Source organism: Clostridium coskatii (genome assembly GCF_001675205.1).
Lineage (GTDB): Bacteria > Bacillota > Clostridia > Clostridiales > Clostridiaceae > Clostridium_B > Clostridium_B ljungdahlii.
Genome location: NZ_LROR01000057.1, coordinates 86,885 through 110,766, shown reverse-complemented (window position 1 = coordinate 110,766; position 23,882 = coordinate 86,885). Strand labels below are relative to the sequence as shown.

Sequence of the window (23,882 nt, the reverse complement as noted above, 5' to 3'; positions counted from 1 at the left end):
TTAAGGAGATGAAATTTCATGAATTCTACAATCAAAAGGAGATTTATACTTCAAGGTTTAGATTGTGCTAATTGTGCAGGAAAAATCGAAAATGAGGTCAAAAATTTAGAAGTAGTTAGGTTTGCTTCTATAGATTTTGTTTCAAAAAAACTTACTTTGGAAACCAATCAAAATGTCAGTACTTCCGAGTTAGATGAAAAGATAAAAGGTATAGTAAAAAAAATAGAACCGGATGTCAAAGTTATTTTTGAGGAAAATACTTCGACGGCTAAAGCAAAAGAAAATGATAACGATGAAGACGAAGAAAATCACAAAAAAGAAATAGCAAAACTTGCAATTGGGGGAGTTATATTTGCAATAGGCATAATTTTTAATTTTAAGAGCTGGCTGGAGCTTACTATCTTTTTGATAAGCTATATCATAGTTGGAGGAAATGTGGTTCTACTGGCACTAAAAGGTATTGCGCGTGGTCAGGTATTTAGCGAGCACTTCCTCATGAGTGTTGCTACAATCGGTGCTTTCTTTGTTGGAGAATATCCGGAAGGTGTGGCTGTCATGCTGTTCTATCTTGTTGGTGAATTATTTCAGGATACTGCTGTAGATCATTCCAGAAAGTCCATAAGCTCCTTAATGGATATAAGGCCTGACTATGCAAATTTAAAAGTTGGTAAAGAACTGAAAAGAGTATCTCCCGAAAACGTAAGTGCAGGTGATATCATCGTTGTAAAACCTGGAGAAAAAGTTCCACTGGATGGTAAAATAATAGAAGGAACATCAATGGCTGATACGTCTGCATTAACAGGTGAATCCGTTCCACGCAAATTGGAGCCAGGAGAAGATGCCTTAAGCGGATTCATTAATAAAAATGGTTTGCTGACAGTCGAAGTAACAAAAGATTATAGTGAATCAACTGTATCTAAAATTCTGGATTTGGTTCAAAACGCAGGCAGCAGAAAAGCACCTACTGAGAACTTTATAACAAAATTTGCAAGATACTATACTCCGGTAGTAGTGTTTGGTGCTCTGGCACTTGCAGTAATACCGCCTCTGGTAATTGAAGGAGCGGCTTACTCCGATTGGATTTACAGAGCTTTAGTATTCTTAGTAGTTTCTTGCCCCTGTGCATTGGTGATATCAATACCTCTGGGTTTCTTCGGGGGAATTGGGGGAGCTTCAAAGAGGGGAATACTGGTAAAAGGCGGCAACTACCTTGAAGCTTTAAACAACGTTGAAATAGTTACTTTTGATAAGACAGGTACATTGACCAAAGGTGTATTTAAAGTTACAGAAATAAATTCTCGAAACGGTTATACAGATAAAGAACTGCTAGAATATGCAGCTTATGCAGAAAGCTATTCAAGCCATCCCATTGCACTTTCAATTACAAATACTTATAATTCCGAAATAGACAAGAACAGAATTGAAAACTATGAAGAAATTGCAGGACAGGGTATTAGAGCAAATGTAAACAACAAAGAGGTTCTTGCCGGCAATACAAGATTGATGACCGGCAAAAATATTGAATATAATAATACTGAAACTTCAGGAACTGTAGTACATGTTGCAATAGACAAGAGATATGCAGGTAATATTGTTATATCGGATGAAATCAAAAAAGACTCAGCAGGTGCAGTTAGAGAACTTAAATCCCTTGGTGTCAAGAAAACGGTAATGCTCACTGGAGATTTGAAAACTGTAGCTGACAAAATTGGAGGACAATTGGGGCTGGATGAGGTTTATTCAGAGTTACTTCCCGCTGACAAGGTAGAAAAACTTGAACTGCTGAATAGTAAAAAATCCACCAAAGGAAAGCTTGTATTTGTTGGTGATGGTATCAACGATGCACCGGTACTTGCAAGAGCCGATATCGGTATAGCTATGGGTGGGCTGGGCTCGGATGCAGCAATTGAAGCTGCAAACATCGTAATAATGACTGATGAGCCATCAAAAATATCATCTGCAATAAAAATAGCAAAAAGGACACGTATTATAGTGTATCAGAATATTGTATTTGCATTAGGTGTAAAAGCAGTATTTCTTGTATTAGGTGCACTTGGAATGGCATCAATGTGGGAGGCAGTGTTTGCAGACATGGGGGTTGCCATAATTGCAATTTTAAACGCAATGCGGGCAATGAATACAAAATCCCTATAAAAGTTTACCTGCAATCTATGAAAATTATCCATTAAGATATCTCATTTGAGATAGGAGATTAATGTCTTCGGCTAGTCTGAATCAGTTAATTGATTAATCCCAATATCATACCTAACGGAAGGATCAAATGTAGCAGAATAAAAATAATAGATTAGATCACCTAGTGGAAAAGTCATTCTTAAATTAAAGCCGTTACCAGACGGAAATTTACAGTAATCTCGGCTTTATGTTATCCTATTATTAAAAGCACTATCAATCACAATAATTAGATGAGGCATATGCCATATATGTTTAGCTTTATCTGAGGTATAACTATACTATTAGTAATTATCTTAGAGATAAATGATTTTCTTATACTTTGAGAGTATAAGAAATGATAATAACAAAATGTGATTGAAAAGGAAATTTTTAAGGTTAAAAGGGAATAGCTACCTAATATATTGGTGATAAAGTCAACATACTGATCTTTGATCTGGCTTTGTCATGGCTGATTCTGGCCAAGCGAGACTTTTAACACAATGATTCTATCGTTGTGCTAAAAGTCTTTTTTAGTGTAATTATTACGTTAAAAAAGACTTTTAAGATGGAAAATCACTGTGTCAAAAGTTTTTTTGTTTATATGAAAACTTATTTAATTTTACATATAGGACTCAATCTTAACTTAAAAATTATTTGATAAGGAGGTTCGTTATGTAAAAATTATAAAAAACATTTTAAATTGTTATTAAGCCCTGTAGCAACAGAATTGCCTGAGATATTAAATGCGCTTATATGGGTGAAACAGTGAAAAGAGAGTTTAGCTCTTTCTAACATTAGCGGTTCTATGATGGATACAGGCTACTGTTCCAAGTGCTCTTGGTATAATGTTTACACCATGGCTCTTTGATAAATATTTAATAATATCAGCGATTATAACATTTATAGCTATTTTTTCTTTATGGATGACTTTGAAAAAGAAACATTTATCTGATAAAAGATTAGCCTGTAATATTTTATTATATGTTTTGTTTATAATGTTGATAATTTTTACAAAAAATTAATTGCAAATAAAATACATAATAATCTATAAAGTTTTCTTCAAATGAAGCTTCAATAAAAAAGAACTTAAGGCTAAGTTAATTTTGATTTTAATAATTGATAAGATAACGAGAATAAATATTGGATGAATTACATAGCAAATAATTGTATATTGTTAAGTACTTTAAACTTTCTAGAGGGCGTTCACATTTATTAGCTACTAATGAAAATTGAATATAAACTAATAATTTCTATTTGTGTAAAATTTCCTCTTTCATAAATTGAGCAATTAATTTATCCAATTTCCAGCTTATATTTAATATATCTGTATCTATCGTATCCTTATTTAATGTATTCTGTAATAATTTATTATTTAAAATCTGCCTAGTTTCTTCTATTTGATACCTTATCCCCATTTTCTTATCCATATAATCCTCCACATAATTAGTAAACTTGCTCTACAAGCAAATTATAACATTATTTCTCACATATAATCAATATAGATAAAGGATTATTTTGGAGGATTAGCTTGGATGGTATATACTAAAAATAAAAACAAAAATTTAATTGGTGATAAAGTCAAATATGCAAGGCTTAAAAATAAGCCCAAAATAACTCAAAACGATTTACTTGCCAGACTCGCAGTAAGAGGGATCACCCTTGAAAAAACAGCAATATCCAAAATTGAATCCAAAACAAGACCAGTTACAGACAAGGAACTTGTTGCCATAGCTGATGCTTTAGGTGTAAGCATATTATGGCTACTTGGGAGAGAATAAGAATGTTTTTCCTATTTTAATAATTAATTTAAGTCATTAATAAGTATTAAAATATACCAATCCTTTATTTTAATATTATATTATTTCTCCAAATATTTGATATATTATAGCAGGCACACAAAAACTTAATGTTAGTATGTGCCTGCTATTTTTCATTTAACAATCATCCAATTTCTATCCTTCTCCAAAGTCAAATCAAACTGTGAAATCTGCATCGCTTTCGTCTGTTGATCCAGATACTTAACGGATACCAATACCTGCACTTTATCACCAGCTTTTTGATATACCGGATTAATAAGCTCTGAAAATACATATTTCTTGCCAATCGGTTTAATCACATCATCTTTGACATAGTAGGATAGTTCTTTTCCACTTGCAGTAGGATAGAGTTTAAAGAAAGTCTTTAAAAATTCATTGATTTCCTCCGTAGTAGCTTCATTCACCCTACCATCACTTTCTAATGTTTTTGGTTCATAACTTGATTTTGCTGGAATTCCACAAATAGTAGGGTTCTTGATGATAACCATATTCCCAGACTTATCTACATAAGCTGCCACTTCATAAGAGGAATCAACCATCTTTTTTGTATTACTTTCAGTTATCAACTGGTCAATAGAAAAAGTAACTCCATATTTATTATTATCTACCTTTTTTACTTTCCAAATTTCCACGTCATTAACTGTGGAAGATGTTGGTATATCCCTGCGAATTGCATCGGTGTTTAAATCCTGCAATTCTTTGGTCATATACCCTTTGAGATTTTCTGTTCGCGTATCTATAGAATTCTGATTATTTTGCCATGAGTAATATACTTTAGCGAAGTTTTTCACGAAATTTTCTATCTGATTGGTATCTACAACCTGTTTTTCCATGACCTTTGTTTCATGAACAGTTTTTATATCTATGGCAGTAAAATTTTTGTAAATACCAAAGATAACACTGCCAATCAGGAGTACCCACAAAAAAATGATAGATTTCCTGTGGGTACCAACTTTCATAACATGTATCTTTTTAGTTCTATACTGTTTCCCCTTTTTCCATATTTTCATATCTTAAATTTTCCTTTCTATTTATTTTTGATTCTGCCTGCACTTACTAGATGCTCACGCCAGTATGAAGTAGTGAGATCAGCATATCCAATAGGGTTACCTGCATTGTACATACGATTGTTTCCAACAAAAATTCCTACATGCGTGATATAAGTTCCTGCATTATAGGTACCATGAAAAAATACCAGATCACCTGGTTTTGCTTCTGATAGGGAAATGTGCTGCATCATATCATATTGCTCCTGAGCTGTCCTGGAAAGTTTAATTCCAGCCTTTCCAAAGCACCATTGAACAAGTCCACTGCAATCAAATGAAGTGTTTGGGTTGCTACCACCAAAAACATACTTCCAGCCTTGATATTTAAGGGCCTCTGTCATAATTATCTGAACTGTGGCATTATCAAAACGATGAGCAGTCAGACATTGTGATACTAGAGGTACATAAAACATATTCCCATAGCTATACATCCAACCGCCGTTTTTTCTTACAGCAATAGGGTTTGTATAAGTGACTTTATTTCCACCTGATTTTTCTCTTGCAAAGCTCTCTGCAAGTTCAAAGGTGTATTTTTTGCCATGGCCGGCGACATAGTCTATAAAACCTTCTCCATAGTTGTAGGATTGGAGAACAGTATTTATATCACAGCCTTTTTTCTTGGAATACTCAAGCAAGGAGGCAAAATATTTGCAGCCTTGCTTTATGGATTCCTCTACAGAAAAGGAATTCTGTAACACTCCTGCGGATTCAATTGACTGCATTACATCTACGCCTTGTCCGCCACTTTCTACCTGCATGATTGCAAGTAGATAACCTACATATTCTTCAATCCCATATTCCCTGGCATACTTCTCAACCATAAGTTTGTGTGCCAGCACTTCCTGTGATAGATTGGAACCTGCAAGATCAATTTCACTGCCATTTTCACTGTCTTCATCTGAAATAAAGACAGCAACAAAGATGAGCAGAGAAAGCAGTACAGCAAATACAACACCAAGGACAATCAAATGCTTTAGTTTCATTTCTCACGTCCTTTCTGCCTTTTGCCCACTTGCTCTTTTACTTCTTGACGCAGCTGTGTGGTATGTCTTAAAGTAGTAGGCTTTACAGCTGGCTTTTGAGAAACATTTTCCGGTTCTTTCCTTTTTTCATAGAAACGCTCTCTGCTAGAAACACAATTTTCTGGATCTTGATTTGCTGTAAGCTTTGGTGCATTGGCTAAAGGACGGTTCATAGCAGGCTTTTCAATACTATTTGTTGCTATCCGATCAGTAGATGAGTTTGTTTGATTCATGTTTGTCCTGTTTGTAGTGGCAATATCACTAGATGTTACAGGTCTAGTACGTACCGGAGCAAAAGTTGATGTTTTCTGTCTCTCTAGCCGTTCTGTTATAGGCTGCTTTGTTGCTCTTTGCTGGTGTGACCTGTCAAGCTCAATTCGACGCTTTGCAATTGTTTCTCGCTGCCTATTTCTGTTCTCCGCACGTTCCTGCTTTTTATCTTCTAGTGTTCTTGCTATGCCACTTTTGAAGCCATCCACATTTTTTGCTACCTTGCCTAATACTTGCTTTTTGCCATGATAGAGAGCGTAACGTGCATTGACTGGTAAATCCTTTGCCTGCTCTTTTATTTGTCCTGCTTTATCTGCAATGTGATCTTTCGTATCCATAACTGCTCCAACTCTCTCACCGACACGCTCTCCAAAACTTGGCTTACCTTCAGATTGTGCAGTAGAGCTACTAACCGGACGCTTGTGGTTTGTCTGTGTCCTTCGGGAAGTTTTTGATTTCTTGGAAGCTACTGCACCGGCCATAGCTCCAGCTGCTGCACCAGTTGTTCCGGCAACGATGATGCGGCCAATTTTCCTTTTGAGTCTTCGTGTCCCACGGTTTAACAGCATATAAGGTTTTTGAAAGATTCTATGTTCCATTTGCTTGGAATCATTTGCCTGTAAATTGAACATTCCCATTAGATCTCCAAGCTTCATATAGATACCAGCAAATGTAACTATCTGCAAAAATGCAATCAGGAAAAATGGGAAACCTTCCGACAGGGTATAGAGCATTGTGGAGATGGAAAAGGCAGTAGTTACAATAAGTGTAATACCCGCCCGTGTCATGATTACATTAAAGAGCTTCATTATGGCGCGCTTTCCCATATTATCAAAACCAGGTATCATGGATAGTAGAAAACTCATAGGCAAAAACATTGCATAGATTATAAAAAGTATCTGTGAGAATATCATTATACCTGTCAGAAAAAATACGAAAATGGAAATTCCTATATTGAAGATAAACAAAAAGAACACCATACCAAGTCGTGTAATGGTCTTTGTTATAGTAAGATTCATGTTGTTCTTGTCCTCAATTTCCTCCTTTACAACCGTTTCTCTATCTTTGCCGTTGTTTTTATCCGGGTCCGCAGAAAGCAGCTTTTCAACTCGTTTTTGTCCGATTTTATCCATATCGGAATTGCCATACTGTAGTAGAAACCAGGGCTGTTGCACCTGTATGGAAAATAGGTTGTCCCTTATCATATCCACACTGTCTTTACCTTTACTTTCCGAATTTGGCATGACAATTTTTCCACCAATAGACAGACTGGCACTGCTTACATCAGATGAAAAACCATTGATTTTACCAATATAGTCCGGAGCATAGGCAATAAAGGAAGCAGACAGTATAAAAACCACTACTAGATTAATTACTGCATGAACAGCTTTAGTAGTTTCTTTCTTGATAAGCCCTACATAGGCAACATATATACCAACTATCAAGATGAAAATCAGAAGAAATCCCACATAAAAGCCGGAGCTTTGAAAGCCATTTGGTGAAATACCTGCCAAAGTCTGCATGTTCTTACCAATGGCATCCGAAGTCTTAGAAATAAAGTCCAGCGAGTAGGCTTCCTGCACCAGATACCCTGTGGCATTGGACAAGTAGAGTGAAATTGTCCATATAAAATTGGTGATTGCATATAGTCCATACATCACCTGTTTTCCTATGCCATCTGTCCAATTCCAGGGCAACCAGTCCCAGGAATTATCCACGTAGAAATCAAGTTGGTAATTGCCAAGAGGATATTTGGAGTAAATATTCTTGGAGCTTACTGTATCATCTACAAGACCTGCCGCATGTGCTATAGTTCCAACAAGGGCTAAAAAAAGAAAGGATATTACAGTGACCAGCAAGATAGCTATGAAGATTTTCCATATCTTTTTTATCTGTATCTTTTTAAAATGCATTTAGGTCACCTCTTTCTTAACAGGTGGTCGGGTGTCAAAAGCATGGAGCAATTCTTCAAATACCGGATGAATCTGAATAACACCTACACGGCCATAAAGATCGGAAATTAAACATTGACCATTTTCAAGGTCTCGCAACCGTTTCTGGTTATTCTCATCTTCCTTGTCCACTCCAAAGAACTCCAATGTCTTTTTTATCTCATTTATATCTGTAGAGCGAAATGCAAATTTGAGGCCTATATTATTTTTCATTTTTTCATCAAGCAGGTCGTCCGCATTCTGCGTTACAAAATAAACACCTGCATTCATAGCACGGCCGGCCCTTACAAGCTTATTGGAAAGCGTCTTACCCTGTGACACCTGCAAAAAGCTCCATGCTTCGTCCAAGTCTACAATTTTAAATACACTTCGGTCGGAGTGAATGAAATCAAGGGCAAAGGTGCTTATTACAATTAAAATGCCTACACTCAAAAGCTCTACGGTGGTATATTCCTTAAAATCTGTTTCTGCATCCGGCAGTACCAAATCCGCCACTTGTATGATGTTTAGCTGTTTGTCAAGACTTATTGACTGAATAGTAGTACCATCCGAAAATAGAAGCTGGCCAAGATTGCTGTCCTTAATGCTGTCTATATGATCGGCAATGCTGCTGGCAACTTGCGTGTCTTCTTTATGCAGCTCATCAATGACGCGTAAAAGGCCTCGACTTTCACTTTGTGTTACTCTTCGGATGGCTTTACGAAGAACTGGAAACTTTTCACCGTCACGACTTGAAATTCCGGTTAGAAAAGTAAGAATGTCAATTGCAAGACTTTCTGCATCCTTTGTTTTTTTCATAATCACATAAGGGTCAAGCAATCCCTTGTCACTTTCTTCTCTTGTAAGGTTAATAATATTGATTTCATCGGCAATTTCCAGAAGGTTTTCTTTCCACCTGCCACGCTCGGACTTTGGATCAACAATTACTGCCTGACCTCCATAGAGAACAGCATAATAAACAAGCAGATTGTTTGAAAATGATTTACCACCACCAAGTGAACCAAGAAAAGCTGCTGCAAGAGCATTAGTGACAGAACCTTTCACGCCCTGGGCTGCAAGACTAGGCTTCAAGTACACATTGCGCCCGGTGTCAAGATTGTATCCAATATAGATACCTTCTGTTTCTCCAAGCATCTGTGTAGCACCAAAACCCAAACCGGCCAGAAAATCACTGGTAACATACTGGATATAATCATTCATATAGCGCTTGCTGGCAGGGAGAAATTCACCATGCAGCCCCAGCATATCTCCAAAGGGCCGCACCAGCTTAATGCTTAAATCATCGTAAAAGTCCATGACTTCATTACAACGTCGTTTCAATTCATCAAGACTTGGAGCTGATACCCTTATAACATAGCTCAACTTATACATGGCTTCCTTTGTCTTATCAAGACTGGTTTCCAGCTCATTTACATTATCAAGGGCCTCTAAAACGTCATTTCCTGTATCATTGTTGGACTCCCAGGCATGATTGTCCAAATCTTTAAGCTCTTTTTTCTTGTTTCTAACGGTAGCCAAAGCTTTTTTATTAGTAACAATTTCTACATTCATAGATGTGTCTATAGGGAAGGTGAATTGCTGCTGTTGATAGTAGAAAATTTCCGAGGATGGAAAATCAAGCTCTCTTACAATAGAATTGATAGTAAAATAGGAAACATAGGTCGTCTGATCTTCATGTTCGATTTTCAAGTATCTCTGTTTTTCTTCAACCAGGCAGCGAGTAGGTTTTATAATGTCATATCTTTTTACCAGAGTTTCCTGCTTTAATTTTTCTATAGACAAATGGTATTTGTACTCCTCATAAGGCGTACCTGTCTTTCCATAGAGATGTTCAATTAAGTACCCAAAATCATTCTTATCTAGCCTTCTAAATTTGAATCTGCGGGAAATTTTGCTTTTTAATAAGCGTTCCATCTTCATAAACCTGTCAATTTCCTTATTGCTCATGCTGACGAAATCACCCATGAGCTTGTGATTGACCTCATGTATAAAATCAGAAAAAGTCATAACTATGGACTCACTTATAGTTTTAATGCTAACTTCCTGCTCGTTTAAAAGAAGCTTGAAGCCAATAAAAAAGCGATAGTCAATCTGGTTTTCACCAATCATATCAACTAAAGCTTCTGTCTGCTGGTCTATTTTTTGATAGGCAACTTTCCTTAATTTTCCGCTAACTTCTCTCTTGCTGTTTTCCTGTGTTACCCTTATACTTGATTCTGTTGCAATCTGCAGGGCATGTATTTTCCCATCACGGCTCTGAGCTATAAGCTGACGAAAACTGTCATGGACCTGATATTTTTCTTCTGGACTGAGAAATGAGTAATTATAAGGTATCATCTCATAATAAGCATAGCATTCTCCATCATGATTAAATACAAGGTTGTTTTCTATATACTTAATGGGATACGTCATAAATTTCACTCCTAACTGAGGTAATAACTTCGTCTACAATTTCTTTTTTAAGTCTCACTGGTTTTCCTGCATAAGTGACTTTTGGTCTGATGATATATGAAAGCACGGATTTTAAAAAGCCAAAGGGCTTTTTACCGTCAAAAGTCTTTTGTGACATAAACCATGTAAGCACAGCCGGAATTCCCACATATTTAAGAAGTTCTCCGTGAATCATTGAAAGAGGCGGAACATTTGCAAACATAACCACCAGAAGCAGGGAGCAGACAAGCCATGCCATCTGCGTGAATGTAACTGGAAAAGGCAGCTGAAAATCATTGATGGCATATATAACTTTCTCCACATTCCAAATACTTGTATAGCTTTTGATTTTCTTCACATGTAACAATCCTTTCTCTTTTTAATTTTCAATAGGAAAGGTGGCCAGTGCATAAATTGACAGGGGACAATTAGAGCACTGGCACCTTTTCTGAAAACTTTTTAACTAACCTGCATATTCAAAAATACCGTGTGGAGTGACAAGAAAATTTCCTTCAATCTCCAGGTCTCGTCCATAGGCTTTATAGTCAATATAGTTTTGTAAATCGGAGGGGATCTCACCAAGCCTTCCGGATTCCTCAAGAATATAGTAGGCAACATCCTCCATGTCGTCACAATCAGGATAACAGATGATATCATCCTTATGCTCAACCATTTCCTCAAAACTGCCAAAGAAAGTTCTTTGGATTTCCCTCATTTCATCCTCGATGGGAGTTCCTTCCAATTCTTCTGCCATAGAGCACAGGCGGTTGATTTCATCAATGGATGTGTATTCGTCAATGTCAAAGGGAAGCTCATAATCATGTATGGCATATTCTTCATACTCACCATTTAAGCCGATGCGCTCCTTGACATCTTCCATATCTATAGGTGGAGTGAACCATGCACCCACTGATTCACCTTCGTTGTATTTACCAAGATTGGCAATATAGACTTGCATTTCCATAGCTTTCACCTCCCTATGCACCAACAACTCTGTTAAACAGATTCAAGAGTACATCCTTGACACCAGAAGCATTGAATACCAGTCCTACGGCAATAAGTGCAATTATAAGAAAACCGATGAGCTTGGAAAACTCTCTCTTGAAACCAAGGTAAAGTCCGATTACTACAATTGCCATGAGCACAAGTGACTGGGCATTGCTTAAAAACCAGTTGTATAGATTCTGTCCGAAATTCATTGCACATTTCTCCTTCCATAATCTTTCATTATATAATCAAATAAAATTCTATTTATCACCTGCAGTTAGTTACCATCTGTTCGGCAGTATCTACCTGCTGCTGTAGTATTTTCTCATGCCTTTTTGTGAGTCTGGCATTTTGTATAATGTCATAAATGACGTTTGTGTTACGTATCTGATCGATTAAAAGTGCCACCTTTAATGTCGGGGCAACTTGTCTTTGCAGCCAATTTAAGGTACGTACAAAAGAATAGGGCTCCGGTTTGGTGGTAAGTTTCAACTTTTCACGATCCTTGCCTATAAACCAGGCCCAGTTTTTATTTATTTTCCATTCACTGCGCCTCTTATTTTCTACTTTGTCAACAAAACGCAGGTAACGGTTTATAATGGAAAAGGCTGTACGATCTGCATCCCTATATGACAGTAGGTCAATGATTGCATGATAGGCTCTATCATTTTTGAGCCTAATTTCAAAACGATTCTTAACCTCTGATTCCTCTATGGGAACGCCGTTTTTTACGTACTGTTCGTAGTCCTTTTCATATATACAAAAGTAAATTTCACTTTTCAGTGAACCGATATAAAGTGTATTTCCCATAGCTTCTTTTTCCTCACGGTGTATAAGCTCACCACTTCGATAGCTCTTGAAGCTACGAAACACTGAAATACATTCTTCATTTCGACATTTTTCAGTGAGCTTGGGGATATCAAGTATACCTGCCTTGTCATTTATAGCTAGATCCAGCCGCTTGAATACACCGCCTTCACTGATTGCACACATGAAAAAATCGTACCAGCTTCTGTGCTGCGCCAGAAGGAATCCCTCAAATTGCCTGCAGCCCCGTCCTTTAAGTTCCAGAAGTACACCTTTCTTTTCATCATGTGATACCATTACAAAAATATCTCCCAAAGCATAATGCTCTGCATAGGAATAGAAACCATAGTCCTCATGAAGCATATACTTTATTTTGAGAAGCAGTATATCTTCAATAACATGCTTTACATTTACAGTAGGGAAGCGTATCCTCACATAGTCAAACAACATTTCAAGAGGTGAGTCAGGATTAAAGCGTTCCAGTGATTTTAAAATAGTCTCTTTGATGTCTTCCGACGGTGAAGCTCTGCCATTTTCAATGTCGCTTAGATACTGTCTTGTGATTCCTGCTGTAACTGCAAGGCGGTTTTGTGAGATACCATAGTAAGTTCTCTTTTCCTTTAGTTCCTGCAACCATAAACTGTTTTCACTCAATTACATCCCTCCAATAAAAAAAGGATGTCAACTGAAAGGGTTGTAGTTGACATCCTTAAAAAATCCCGGAAACCTTTATATACTAAGGTATCTACAGGATTTTAAAACTGTTTTTTATTGTATTTGTGCCCCCCTGTTAGATACGGGGGGCTAATCGCTGGTGTGGCTAACGCCACACCAAAAGCAGGTCAGTCCGTCCCTGCGGCTTTCGCTTCGCACGCCGCCTGGCCGTTCTGCCTGCTTTTCTCTAGTTTTTCTATCTCTTTTATAAAATCATGTCCTTTTGGTACAAGTGGAGTATAAAACTCCGATATTACACTTGTACCTGTATCCACATAACCACGTCCTTTTATCTGTTTTAGGAAAAAATCTTTGTCAGTCTCGCCAAACATCATACCGTATCCCATTTCTGACATACGGCCAAGTGCTACACGAAAATTAAACTGATCCCTAATTCCATCTCCTAAATATTTTGCATCTGGTCTCTGACAAGCTAAGACTAAGAAGAAACCACTTTGGCGCCCTAACATGACAATTTGTTTTAGCTTGCTCATAACCTGCGTACTTTTTTTACCTATCATCTCCATAAATGAAGGGTACTCATCAAAAATGAGGAAATGAGCCGGCAGTCCTAAATAGGCATAGTTTTCACCTGTTTTGTAATTCGCCATCAACTTCATTTCTTCATTTTGTTTCATCATATTATCATAAAACTGATACAAACAGTCAATCATATCCTGCTGTTTGTAATATACATTTAGCATAACAGAAGAAAGATCGGCAAGGTCAGCATTTTTGGGATCAAGAACATAAAGGACGGCATTTGTATGCAGTAATGCTTCAATAATGGAGAAGATGAAGTACGTCTTCCCTCCACCTGTGCCTCCGGTTATAAGCATATGAGGGAGTTTGTCATATTCCCACCAGATATTCTTCATGAGCCTTAGCCTTCCGTGTTCTGCCTTTACCTCATCAATAGTAATTCGGTTGGCAATCATATCATAGAGCAGGGTGTATTCCACATAAGAATCCTTTAACTCTTTGTCCACCAATTCACAGTACAAGCCACTTTCCAGTTTCTTTTCCAGGTGCAGAAGCTGATCTTGATACTTTCCAAGAGTAATTTCCACGTGTATATGAATCAAGCCATTTTTTAGCAGATAATACATCTTCGGGAAATGACTGATTTTCTCTTTTGATCTGCCAGATGGCAGGTCTTTAAAGAGTCCATCACTTTGTATCTGTTCAGATTCATACCATTTATTTTCAAGTATCATTCTTGCCAGCTTTTGACGGTGCATTAGCTGTTTCACATAGTCACGCCGAAAATGATAATAAGAACAAGCCCCAACCAGACTTACTGCTGTAGCAATAATTATACTAAATATCAGATAGGACGTGATAGAAAATTGAAAACTGCCATCATGTGTGAGACTAACCTTTTGCCAGTCCATTGTCATGAGACGTTTCCCATGAAAAACCAATAACACCAGTATGAAAACTATAGTAAGTGAAATAACAGCAAACCGTAAGACCAAATTTTTATCACTTGCTCTAATTCGTCTTCCTTTATAGATGAAATGTTTCATAAATCATCCTTTCCGAGAAATATAAATGCTCTATTTCCCTTTATTTTGAGGCTGTGGCTGTTGGTTTTTAACATGAGAGATTGCCTGTTTGTTTTTTAGTACAATATCATCGGCTTTTATATACCAGTCCACGTCTGCTCCTCTAAAAGTGGCAGTTGCCACCGTATCTGCTACAGGATTTACAAGTTCCACTTCGGCGTTATAGTCAAACTCTTTTAAAGGAACAGCAGCTGGAATACTCACCTGTATCATACAACCCTGTCCACGGGATTTAAGGTCATAGGTACGTTCCTTAATTTCATCACTTACCGTACCATCTTCATTGTTGATATGCACCTCACGGCGAAGTGCAGAAAACTTCAACACTCCAAATGTCTTTTCCTTGTCAATTACAATTCCTTCAGCTAATCTCATTTTTTCCACCTCTCTTTCTTTATGCTTTCACCATATCATCTGCGTTCAGAATATAATTTGTAAAACCACGATTTCCAATTTTATATCCTTCTGCGGTGATACGAGGATTGATAAGTTTTACTTTTTCTTCTACTTCAAAATGTTTTTCACCAGCTTCCAGTGGCAATATAACTACAATATCATCAGCTCTCTGAATGTCGGAATATAAATTATAACTACGAGAAAGAATTGACATACGACCGTTCATTCTGCGCTGTTCAACTTTTCCTTCTCCTGCATACTCCAAGTTTCCAAATGTTTTTTCCATGTTAGGAATAACATATTTTAGTTCCATATATTTTAACCTCTTTTCATTTTTATTTATAATAATTAAATTGTAATTGTTTCCTTATTCTGCTGCATGAAGCATACCTTTCTACCCGTTCTTTATCAAGGGCAAGCTTACGTGCTTCACACCCTTGACAAAGCCCGGTCAAAAAGGTAAATAGCAGGTAAGCAGAATAAGGAAACATTATACTAACTGTTCTCTCAATTCAATGGTGGAGAGCGTGATTTCTTTTTGTAATTTAAATACAACAATATAAACATTATTACCATTTCCTTTTTAATTTAGGTATAAAAATAGACGTTCATTTCTGAACGCCTAAACATAGTATCTTTCCATTGATTTTTTCTCACATATTGACCATTCGCCTTTCGATAGGCTGTTGCTATTAAATTCTACTTATTATTTTTCCAATTTTTTATAAAAAGTAACTTATCTTTTGAAAGCTGTAATACCTTATGCTTATTTATGATGCGAGTTGCTTTTTCATCATAAGAACTCAATTTGTCAATAGCAATGAATATTTGTTTTTTACTTTGACTGTAAATTGATATGATATTTTCTAAAGCTGCATTTTCAATATTCTTTAATAAAGGTAAATCATGTGCTATGGCTGGTAAACACGTTAATTCCAATAATGCAAGGTCAAATGAAATTAAATTGGCAAAAGCTGTCCCTGTTCCTGTATCTCCAGCAGTATTAAACGAATATTTATTTCCATGAATATTTAACGTTGGTGATCTTCTTCCATCAACATAAATTTGTTTATTTAATTCATACATTCTAACATTTATTTTATTACATATTTCATCCAATGCCTTTTCTTTTAATTCACTTAAATCAAGATTAGCTTGAGATATAGATGCTTCCAACTGCTTCTTCTTCGTATAATAACCATTTTCATCACTAAGCTGTTTGATTTGTGCAACCAAATCAACCACTTCATCCACTGCTAATTTAGGAGCATCTTTAATTGACAGCTTCTGTTCTATTTGCTTATCTATTTCTTTTATCTGATTGTCAAATTTTTTTATTTTTGCTTTTAATTCCTTCTCTACTGTCACAAGTTCGCTTTTTAAAATTTTAGTTATATTTTTATGAAATTCTTCGACCTTATTAATCTGCTCTACATTAAAATTCGGAAAATAATATACAAATTGTTCTAACTCGGCATTAATTTTAACTGGTTTGTTTTTTATATTATTCTGAGTTCGGAGTAATCTACTACGATGTGTGTTTACTTTAGTAGTGAGCAAGCTTTTTTCACGCTTAAGCTTTAATACTTCTTGTGAGACCATTGACTCTAAATCAAGAGAAGTCATTACGATTTCTTTCTTTATTTTTTCTAATCGTATATTTAGTTCAGCAATTTTTTTTTCATTTTTACTAAATAAACTTTTTGTACTTACATTAGGTAAAAAATTCTTTTTGGCAGCATTTGTTAATGTCAATTTATCTTTTTTTAACTTTTCAATTTGTTCCTCATATGCTTTTAACGATTTATATTTATCAAATAATTTTAGCAAAGCTAATATTGATTTTGGAGCACTTTCTTTCTCAAAATATTGAATTGGCTTTTTTTCAATTAGGTTCTCTTTACCATAAACTCTAAAATACCTTCCAACAATATTTCTAAATGATAACGATTCTAATTGACACTTATAATTTTTCTGTAACCATGCAGTATATTCTTCTGTTGATATACTTTCTAAAACTTCAAATTTTTCATTGCAAATTGAAACAGATGTATATTCATTTGTACTCCTAATAAAGTAATAATTATGGTTATCGAAATTAAAAATAAATCTAAAATTATGATGTCCTAACTGTTCTACTACATCGTGGTTTTTATTTATATAATCATTGCCACCAAATATAAAATCAATAATCATAAGCATGGTTGATTTTCCTATTGAATTAGAAGCAACGTCATCTCCTACAATCGCATTTAATCCTTCATGAAATATAACTTCTTTTTCCAAAAATATATCACAAATTATTTTTTTTAACATACTGTATCACCTGTAACTCCTCATTATATTCTACCTTTTCAAGAACATATAAAACATCTAACGCTAACATATATTCGTTCAAATCCTTGAAATACTTTTTTACAACTTCATATAACTCACTTACTGAATAGTTAGTATCACATATCTTTTCTAAAATATACACTGTTTTTGCAAGAATGCAATCTTGGAAACTTATTAACTTATTAGGCAATATCATGAAAACACCTCACAATCTTGTACAAAATATGCAATCACAATTTCGCAGGCTCTCCTTGAATATGAACCTGTTTTTTCGTTTAACCAGTCAACTAAAGAAGAATATACAAATTCTTGATTAGGATTGATTTGCATGGTTTTACAATAAAAACTTTTTATTTGAGCTGCTAAGGTATCAAATTTATATGGAGTTACTTCATCCATTTCAACAAATATCTTATGGATATAATCAAAATAGTCTACCACATCATTTTTGATAGTACGCTTTATTGCAAAAGGTAATGTATTATTAGCTTTTTGCTCTATTCTTAAAGATTCATAACTTAAACGAACTAATTCCTCCTCCAAAGATTCATCATTTAAATTTTTCAATATCTCCTTTATTTCTTCCTCTATATTAAAAAGTGCATATGTATTTTTTAATTTTGCATCCTGCAACAACTTCTTTTTAAGTCTTACCCATGAACGATATTCTTCTATAGTTCGAGGTGTATCAAATTTTTTATGACATATTCTACATACTGCTATAACATTGTCTAAACTATTAATATCCTCACTTAGGCGTTCCTCATTTTCCAATAATTTTTCTTCCTCTGGATGTGGATTTGCAGGATATATATGTGCCACTTCAAACATTTTAATAATTTGTCCACTTTTCTTATTAGTTAAAGCTTTTCCGCAAATTGGACACCGGCCATCCACCTCATTAAATAAGAGCATCTTTTCATTATCAGAAAAAATCCTTCGATTATCTCCCATATTTATCACCTGCACTCATAAAATTACAACTTTATTTAATTTTACCACATGGAATTGTAAATGTCTCTTTGTATGCTATGTTTAGCTTTATAATTATGGACTAATAGAATATCAATATTATCTTTCTCTATATCTCAATGTATCCTTTATCGCTTCCACTTTTTCTTCAACTTCAAAGTGATTTTCACCAAATATCACTACAATATCATTTGCTCTCTGAATGTCAGAATAAAGATTATAACTGCGAGAAAGGATAGACATACGACCATTTTAACTACGCTATTCAACCTTGCCTTCTCCTGCATACTCCAGATTTCCAAATACCTTTTCCATGTTTGGGATTACGTGCTTTAATTCCATATACTTTACCTCTTTTTTATTTATAATGTTTAATTTACAATTATTTTCTTATTCTGTTGAATAAAGCATACCTTTCTGTCCATTCTTTATCAAGGGCAAGCTTACGTGCTTCACACCCTTGACAAAGCCCGGTCATAAAGGTAAATAGTAGTTAGACAGAACAAGGAACTATTATGCTAAATGTTATCTACAACTTAAGTGATGGAGAACCTGGCTTCTTTTTGTGATTTGAATACAGTAATATAGGCATCATTATCACTTCCTTTTTAATCTGGGTATAAAAATAGACGTTCATTTCTAAACGCCTAAAAATAAATAAGGGAGATACCATTTTTACTCAATATCCCATCCCTTATAAACCTTATTTTATTGTATCTCCACACTCTATATCAACTACTACTGAAACATTAATATAATTTTTTATCTCTTTATTTCGGCTTTTATCACTATTTTCTATAAACACGATATGTTTGAGAAAGTGCTTAAAATCAAGGATTTCTACATATCTTTCCTTTGTAGCGAAACTATAGTCTCCACATGGGCAGTCTGTGCAAACATATCCACAGGCTGCACCTCCTTAGTCATGTATCCAAGTTTCCTAAAGACTGCTAAATCCCTTGCAAGAGTTGCAGGATCACAGGACACATAAACTACATTTCTTGGTGTCATATCTGCAATTGCCTTAAGGAGCCCCATATCACATCCCTTTCTTGGTGGATCAACCACTACCACATCAGCCTTTATTCCTTTGCTTATGAGCTCTGGTATCACTACTTCAGACTTTCCTGTTATAAACTCTACGTTATTTACCCCATTTTGCTCCGCATTTATTCTGGCATTCTTTATAGCTTCATCGATTATTTCCACACCATATACTTTCTTTGCCTTTTGGGATAAAAATAAAGATATAGTTCCCGTACCACAATAAGCATCAAATACAACTTCATTCCCACTTAAGCCTGCATATTCCAATGCTTTACTGTAAAGCACTTCCGTTTGAATAGGATTTACCTGAAAAAATGAAAGAGGGGATATATTAAATTTAAAATTACCTATAGCATCCCTTATAGTATCCTGTCCCCATAGATTTACACATTTTTTACCCAATATCACATTAGTTTTATTATTATTTATATTATGTACTATACTCTTTACTCCAGATATGTTCTTACACATAAGTTCTACAAGTTCTTTTTTATGAGGCAAGTTTTCAGTAAAAGTTACAATTACCAGCATAATTTCACCTGTAGCAAATCCTTTTCTAGTCATTATATGTTTTATAGTACCTCTGCCTGTTTTTTCATCATAGGGTTCTATATTATACTTTTCAATCCAATCTCTCATAAATTTTACTATTTTATCTGAAGTTTCGTCTTGAATGAGGCAGCTTTCCATATCTATTATTTCATGACTTGCCTTTGCATAAAATCCTATATTTATTTTTTGATTACATTTACCTACTGGCAATTGTACTTTATTTCTATATCTATAGGGATTTGTCATACCTAGAGTGTTATACAATTTTACTGAAGTATCTTCACTGCTTTTCTCTAAAACATTATCTTTAAATATTTTATCCTGTTCCTCTACTTCAAATTTTCCTATTCTCTCTAAGCAATCTTTTACCCTCTTTTTTTTGAAATCAAGTTGCCCTTCATAGGACATATGCTGAAGCTGACATCCACCGCATCTTTTATATATACTGCAGAGAGGATTTGCCCTATAAGGAGACGGTTCAAGTACCTCCAGCAATTTTCCAAAAGCAAAATTTTTATTTACCTTTATGACTTTTACCTTTACCTTTTCTCCCTGAATAGCTCCCTGTATAAAAATTGTAAACCCGTCTACCTTTCCAACTCCCTCTCCCTGGTATCCCATGCCATCTATTTCAATTATATATTCTTTATTTTTTTCTATCTTTTCACTCATATATTCACCTACTTAAACAAAATCTAAAACTAATCCAATTTGTAATTCAAAATTTCCATAAGTACAGTATACAATTAAAGGAACACTTTGTACAAACAAAAAAATTGCACCCGCAAAGGTGCAAAAAATAGAATCAGTTGTCTTACTTTCTCTGTTATATAATTTTAGCCATATATTGTTATATTATACATTAAAGTTATGTTAAATTTCAATAAATATTTAAAAATATAACTACATTATATTTACTCTGCCGTTATATACTATTCCTCTTATGACGTCCATAGTAATAAATGTGCCTGTCTTTAATATTTCAGTGGCACCTCCTGCATTGCAAATAATAGGTATTTCTCTTGTAAGACATTCAATAGCAAGGTGAGAGGTTAAGCCACCTTTTTCTGATATGATTCCTGCAACTCTATCCAAAATATTAATATATCCTTTATCCAAATCTTTAACTACTAAAATGTCGTCCTTTTCAACTACTTCATCTGCTTCTTTCGGACTACTTACTATCTTTGCAGTTCCATAACCCGGTCTAGTCCCTGATCCTCTTCCCTGAGCTAGTATATCTCCTACTATATGAACTTTAAGCATATTTGTAGTTCCAGAATAGCTTACAGGTATACCTGCTGCTATGATTACCAGGTCTCCTTTTTTTACATATCCACTTTTCAAAGATATTTCAACAGAATTGTCTATCATTTCATCTGTAGACTCCACCTTTTTGGCAAGTATTGGGAATACACCCCAATTTAAAGCAAGTCCCCTAGCTACTTTACCACTTGGAGTTACAGCTATAACATGACATCCTGGCCTATATTTTGAAACCATTCTAGCAGTATTACCGCTTTGAGTAGCTGTTATTATAGCAGAAGCTTTTAATTCCGAAGCTGTAGTACATGCAGCAAGGCTTATAGCATTTGGTACATTTTGTATATGTGTTTCTCTCTTTTTCTCAAGCAAAGAATCATAGTTAATTTGCTCCTCTGCTCTCTTAGCTATCCTTGCCATAGTTTTAGCAGCTTCCACAGGATATTTTCCATTAGCAGATTCTCCACTTAGCATTATAGCATCTGTACCATCAAATATAGCATTAGCTATATCAGAAGCTTCTGCTCGTGTAGGTCTAGGATTTCTTATCATGGAATCAAGCATCTGTGTAGCAGTTATAACAGGCTTTCCTGCCTTATTACATTTTTCTATTATAAATTTCTGAATCATTGGTACTTTTTCTATAGGAATTTCTACTCCCATATCTCCTCTTGCTACCATTATCCCATCAGAAAATTTTATTATTTCATCTATGTTGTCAACGCCTTCTTGACTTTCTATTTTAGAAAATATCTGTATATCTTGTCCTCCATTTGCTTCAAGTACTTTTCTTATAGCCATAACATCAGCTGCTTTTCTTATAAAGGATGCAGCTACCATATCTACTTCCATATAACATCCAAATTTCAAATCATCTTTATCTTTTTCAGTTATGGCAGGAATAGATATAGAAACTCCAGGTACATTTACACCTTTATGATTGCCAACTGCCCCGCTATTTTTAACTGTGCAATTTATTTTATTTGCTTCAACACTCTCAACTTCAAGTCCAACTAGACCATCATCAATAAGTATGCTGTCGCCCTTTTTTACATCATTGCTCAATTCAGCATAAGTTATGGAACATTTAGTCTCATCGCCTAAAATATCTTCTCCGCAATAAACAGTAAACTGCTGCCCTTCTTTCAATTCTGCCTTATCTTCCTTAAAATTACCCGTTCTTATCTCAGGTCCCTTTGTATCAAGCATTATTGCTATTGGCTTATTGTATTTTTCTCTAAGTTTTTTTACCATATTTATTCTCTTCTCATGTTCTTCATGATCTCCGTGAGAAAAATTATGTCTTGATACGTTCATTCCAGCCTCAATAAGCTCTGACAAAACCTCTTCTGAACCACTTGCAGGGCCAATGGTGAAAATCATCTTTGTTTTTTGCATAGTAACACACTCCTTAATAGAAAATATTATTTACGCTAGCGCATAAGCTATCTCATAAAGCTTTTCGTCAAACCTTCTTGGCTCACTTAGTGCCTCGTCTATATCCAAATCAACAACCTTTCCGTTTCTAATTCCAACAACTCTAGAAGATTTGCCTTGTTCTAACAATTCGACAGCTCTATATCCAAATCTTGAAGCTAAAATTCTATCTGAACAAGTAGGACTTCCTCCTCTTTGAATATGTCCAAGTTTTGTAGCTCTAGTTTCTATACCGGTAATATTCTCAACCTTCTCAGCTAAAGCTTCAGCTCCACCAATACCTTCTGCAAGTAATATTAAATTGTGCATTTTTCCTTTCATCTTTGCTTCTAATATACTTCTACACAATTCTTGTTCATCATATCCTTTTTCAGGTAAAATTATATTTTCAGCTCCACCTGCAAGTCCAGAATAAAGAGCTATATCTCCACAATTTCTTCCCATAACCTCTACAATGCTTACTCTTTCATGAGAAGTAGAAGTATCTCTTAACTTATTTATAGCATCTAAAACGGTATTTACTGCTGTATCAAATCCTATGGTAAAATCTGTATATGCCAAATCATTATCTATAGTTCCAGGTAATCCTATAGTAGCTATCCCTAATTTAGATAATTCATGTGCTCCCCTGAAAGATCCATCTCCACCTATAACTACTAATCCATCTATTCTAAATGTTTTTAATATATTTACTGCTCTTTCTCTTCCCTCTTCTGTTTTAAATTCCTTAGATCTAGCAGTTTTTAATATAGTTCCTCCTCTTTGTATAATGTCTGCAACACTACTCCTCTGCATGGGTACTATTTCGCCATTCATTAATCCACTATATCCTCTTTTAATTCCCATTACATTTAAGTTTTTATCTAGAGCTGTCCTCACTACTGCCCTTATAGCAGCATTCATTCCAGGAGCATCTCCTCCACTTGTTAACACAGCTATTGTTTTCATATGCACACCCCCTATGACCGCAGGGACTATTTATGTCCCGCTTTAGTTAAAACCAACTTAATTTACTATAATTACAATCATAATTATAACATACAATTATGTACTTTTCACCACATTATGAACTTTATTCAAATAAAATTCTAAC

At 35.1% G+C, this 23,882-nt stretch carries 21 protein-coding genes; 2 read left to right on the top strand and 19 right to left on the bottom strand.

Annotated elements, in window-relative coordinates; genetic code table 11:
• Window positions 1-18 precede the first annotated feature (18 nt).
• Window positions 19-2,154, top strand: coding sequence for a heavy metal translocating P-type ATPase (locus tag CLCOS_RS14745; protein ID WP_063600937.1), 2,136 nt, complete (start codon window positions 19-21; stop codon window positions 2,152-2,154).
• 1,268 nt (window positions 2,155-3,422) lie between these two features.
• Here the strand turns inward: CLCOS_RS14745 and CLCOS_RS21545 are convergent.
• On the bottom strand, window positions 3,423-3,599 hold the full coding sequence (locus tag CLCOS_RS21545) for a Spo0E family sporulation regulatory protein-aspartic acid phosphatase (RefSeq protein ID WP_082853531.1): 177 nt from the start codon (window positions 3,597-3,599) through the stop codon (window positions 3,423-3,425).
• 105 nt (window positions 3,600-3,704) lie between these two features.
• Here CLCOS_RS21545 and CLCOS_RS14740 point away from each other — a divergent pair, with 105 nt between their 5' ends.
• Window positions 3,705-3,950 (top strand): helix-turn-helix domain-containing protein, encoded by a 246-nt coding sequence (locus CLCOS_RS14740; protein WP_063600938.1) that lies wholly within the window; start codon window positions 3,705-3,707, stop codon window positions 3,948-3,950.
• Between the two features lie 152 nt (window positions 3,951-4,102).
• On the opposite strand, the gene CLCOS_RS14735 is transcribed toward CLCOS_RS14740, so the two are convergent.
• The 18 genes from CLCOS_RS14735 to pfkA all read right to left on the bottom strand — a co-directional run bounded on the left by CLCOS_RS14735 (window position 4,103) and on the right by pfkA (window position 23,737).
• A complete protein-coding gene (locus CLCOS_RS14735) occupies window positions 4,103-4,912 on the bottom strand; it encodes a conjugal transfer protein (protein ID WP_430392617.1) in 810 nt (269 codons plus the stop codon).
• A 104-nt stretch (window positions 4,913-5,016) separates the two neighbouring features.
• Window positions 5,017-6,018: a lysozyme family protein gene (locus CLCOS_RS14730; RefSeq protein ID WP_063600940.1), complete on the bottom strand. Its 1,002-nt coding sequence runs from the start codon at window positions 6,016-6,018 to the stop codon at window positions 5,017-5,019.
• On the bottom strand, window positions 6,015-8,240 hold the full coding sequence (locus CLCOS_RS14725; protein WP_082853532.1) for a CD3337/EF1877 family mobilome membrane protein: 2,226 nt from the start codon (window positions 8,238-8,240) through the stop codon (window positions 6,015-6,017). The genes CLCOS_RS14730 and CLCOS_RS14725 overlap by 4 nt, the downstream gene beginning before the upstream one ends.
• Complete coding sequence (locus tag CLCOS_RS14720; protein ID WP_063600941.1) at window positions 8,241-10,691, bottom strand: ATP-binding protein; 2,451 nt, start codon at window positions 10,689-10,691, stop codon at window positions 8,241-8,243. It abuts the gene before it with no gap.
• Window positions 10,675-11,067 carry a conjugal transfer protein gene (locus tag CLCOS_RS14715; RefSeq protein ID WP_063600992.1) on the bottom strand — a complete coding sequence of 131 codons (393 nt, stop codon included), beginning with the start codon at window positions 11,065-11,067 and terminating at the stop codon, window positions 10,675-10,677. Before CLCOS_RS14715 ends, CLCOS_RS14720 begins: the two co-directional genes overlap by 17 nt.
• A gap of 105 nt (window positions 11,068-11,172) precedes the next feature.
• Window positions 11,173-11,673, bottom strand: a complete 501-nt coding sequence (locus CLCOS_RS14710; RefSeq protein ID WP_063600942.1) for an antirestriction protein ArdA — start codon at window positions 11,671-11,673, stop codon at window positions 11,173-11,175.
• 13 nt (window positions 11,674-11,686) lie between these two features.
• Entirely contained in the window at window positions 11,687-11,908 is a 222-nt protein-coding gene (locus CLCOS_RS14705) for a hypothetical protein (protein ID WP_063600943.1), read from the bottom strand.
• A 55-nt stretch (window positions 11,909-11,963) separates the two neighbouring features.
• Window positions 11,964-13,157 carry a MobT family relaxase gene (gene mobT / locus CLCOS_RS14700; protein ID WP_063600944.1) on the bottom strand — a complete coding sequence of 398 codons (1,194 nt, stop codon included), beginning with the start codon at window positions 13,155-13,157 and terminating at the stop codon, window positions 11,964-11,966.
• Between the two features lie 188 nt (window positions 13,158-13,345).
• A complete protein-coding gene (locus CLCOS_RS14695; protein ID WP_063600945.1) occupies window positions 13,346-14,746 on the bottom strand; it encodes a hypothetical protein in 1,401 nt (466 codons plus the stop codon).
• Between the two features lie 30 nt (window positions 14,747-14,776).
• Entirely contained in the window at window positions 14,777-15,160 is a 384-nt protein-coding gene (locus CLCOS_RS14690; RefSeq protein WP_063600946.1) for a YdcP family protein, read from the bottom strand.
• A 19-nt stretch (window positions 15,161-15,179) separates the two neighbouring features.
• On the bottom strand, window positions 15,180-15,494 hold the full coding sequence (locus CLCOS_RS14685; protein WP_063600947.1) for a YdcP family protein: 315 nt from the start codon (window positions 15,492-15,494) through the stop codon (window positions 15,180-15,182).
• A 386-nt stretch (window positions 15,495-15,880) separates the two neighbouring features.
• Window positions 15,881-17,467 carry a DUF2326 domain-containing protein gene (locus CLCOS_RS14680; protein WP_242866910.1) on the bottom strand — a complete coding sequence of 529 codons (1,587 nt, stop codon included), beginning with the start codon at window positions 17,465-17,467 and terminating at the stop codon, window positions 15,881-15,883.
• A gap of 7 nt (window positions 17,468-17,474) precedes the next feature.
• Entirely contained in the window at window positions 17,475-17,714 is a 240-nt protein-coding gene (locus CLCOS_RS14675; RefSeq protein WP_063600949.1) for an ABC-three component system middle component 7, read from the bottom strand.
• Window positions 17,711-18,472 carry an ABC-three component system protein gene (locus CLCOS_RS14670; RefSeq protein ID WP_063600950.1) on the bottom strand — a complete coding sequence of 254 codons (762 nt, stop codon included), beginning with the start codon at window positions 18,470-18,472 and terminating at the stop codon, window positions 17,711-17,713. Before CLCOS_RS14670 ends, CLCOS_RS14675 begins: the two co-directional genes overlap by 4 nt.
• A gap of 117 nt (window positions 18,473-18,589) precedes the next feature.
• Window positions 18,590-18,733, bottom strand: coding sequence for a DUF961 family protein (locus tag CLCOS_RS23185; RefSeq protein ID WP_430392616.1), 144 nt, complete (start codon window positions 18,731-18,733; stop codon window positions 18,590-18,592).
• Window positions 18,734-19,330: 597 nt separating this feature from the next.
• Entirely contained in the window at window positions 19,331-20,761 is a 1,431-nt protein-coding gene (gene rlmD / locus CLCOS_RS14660) for a 23S rRNA (uracil(1939)-C(5))-methyltransferase RlmD (protein ID WP_063600951.1), read from the bottom strand.
• A 231-nt stretch (window positions 20,762-20,992) separates the two neighbouring features.
• A complete protein-coding gene (pyk, locus tag CLCOS_RS14655; protein WP_063600952.1) occupies window positions 20,993-22,750 on the bottom strand; it encodes a pyruvate kinase in 1,758 nt (585 codons plus the stop codon).
• Window positions 22,751-22,780: 30 nt separating this feature from the next.
• Window positions 22,781-23,737, bottom strand: a complete 957-nt coding sequence (pfkA, locus tag CLCOS_RS14650) for a 6-phosphofructokinase (protein ID WP_013237007.1) — start codon at window positions 23,735-23,737, stop codon at window positions 22,781-22,783.
• Between the last annotated feature and the right edge of the window lie 145 nt (window positions 23,738-23,882).

Coding starts and splice junctions, on each gene's coding strand:
- CLCOS_RS14670 (WP_063600950.1), bottom strand. CDS start 18,472: ATGGGAGATAATCGAAGGATTTTTTCTGATAATGAAAAGATGCTCTTA.
- CLCOS_RS14695 (WP_063600945.1), bottom strand. CDS start 14,746: ATGAAACATTTCATCTATAAAGGAAGACGAATTAGAGCAAGTGATAAA.
- CLCOS_RS14705 (WP_063600943.1), bottom strand. CDS start 11,908: ATGAATTTCGGACAGAATCTATACAACTGGTTTTTAAGCAATGCCCAG.
- CLCOS_RS14730 (WP_063600940.1), bottom strand. CDS start 6,018: ATGAAACTAAAGCATTTGATTGTCCTTGGTGTTGTATTTGCTGTACTG.
- pyk (WP_063600952.1), bottom strand. CDS start 22,750: ATGCAAAAAACAAAGATGATTTTCACCATTGGCCCTGCAAGTGGTTCA.
- CLCOS_RS14740 (WP_063600938.1), top strand. CDS start 3,705: ATGGTATATACTAAAAATAAAAACAAAAATTTAATTGGTGATAAAGTC.
- CLCOS_RS14745 (WP_063600937.1), top strand. CDS start 19: ATGAATTCTACAATCAAAAGGAGATTTATACTTCAAGGTTTAGATTGT.
- rlmD (WP_063600951.1), bottom strand. CDS start 20,761: ATGAGTGAAAAGATAGAAAAAAATAAAGAATATATAATTGAAATAGAT.
- CLCOS_RS14725 (WP_082853532.1), bottom strand. CDS start 8,240: ATGCATTTTAAAAAGATACAGATAAAAAAGATATGGAAAATCTTCATA.
- CLCOS_RS21545 (WP_082853531.1), bottom strand. CDS start 3,599: ATGGATAAGAAAATGGGGATAAGGTATCAAATAGAAGAAACTAGGCAG.
- CLCOS_RS14685 (WP_063600947.1), bottom strand. CDS start 15,494: ATGGAACTAAAATATGTTATTCCTAACATGGAAAAAACATTTGGAAAC.
- CLCOS_RS14710 (WP_063600942.1), bottom strand. CDS start 11,673: ATGGAAATGCAAGTCTATATTGCCAATCTTGGTAAATACAACGAAGGT.
- CLCOS_RS14690 (WP_063600946.1), bottom strand. CDS start 15,160: ATGAGATTAGCTGAAGGAATTGTAATTGACAAGGAAAAGACATTTGGA.
- pfkA (WP_013237007.1), bottom strand. CDS start 23,737: ATGAAAACAATAGCTGTGTTAACAAGTGGAGGAGATGCTCCTGGAATG.
- CLCOS_RS14675 (WP_063600949.1), bottom strand. CDS start 17,714: ATGATATTGCCTAATAAGTTAATAAGTTTCCAAGATTGCATTCTTGCA.
- CLCOS_RS23185 (WP_430392616.1), bottom strand. CDS start 18,733: ATGTCTATCCTTTCTCGCAGTTATAATCTTTATTCTGACATTCAGAGA.
- CLCOS_RS14720 (WP_063600941.1), bottom strand. CDS start 10,691: ATGACGTATCCCATTAAGTATATAGAAAACAACCTTGTATTTAATCAT.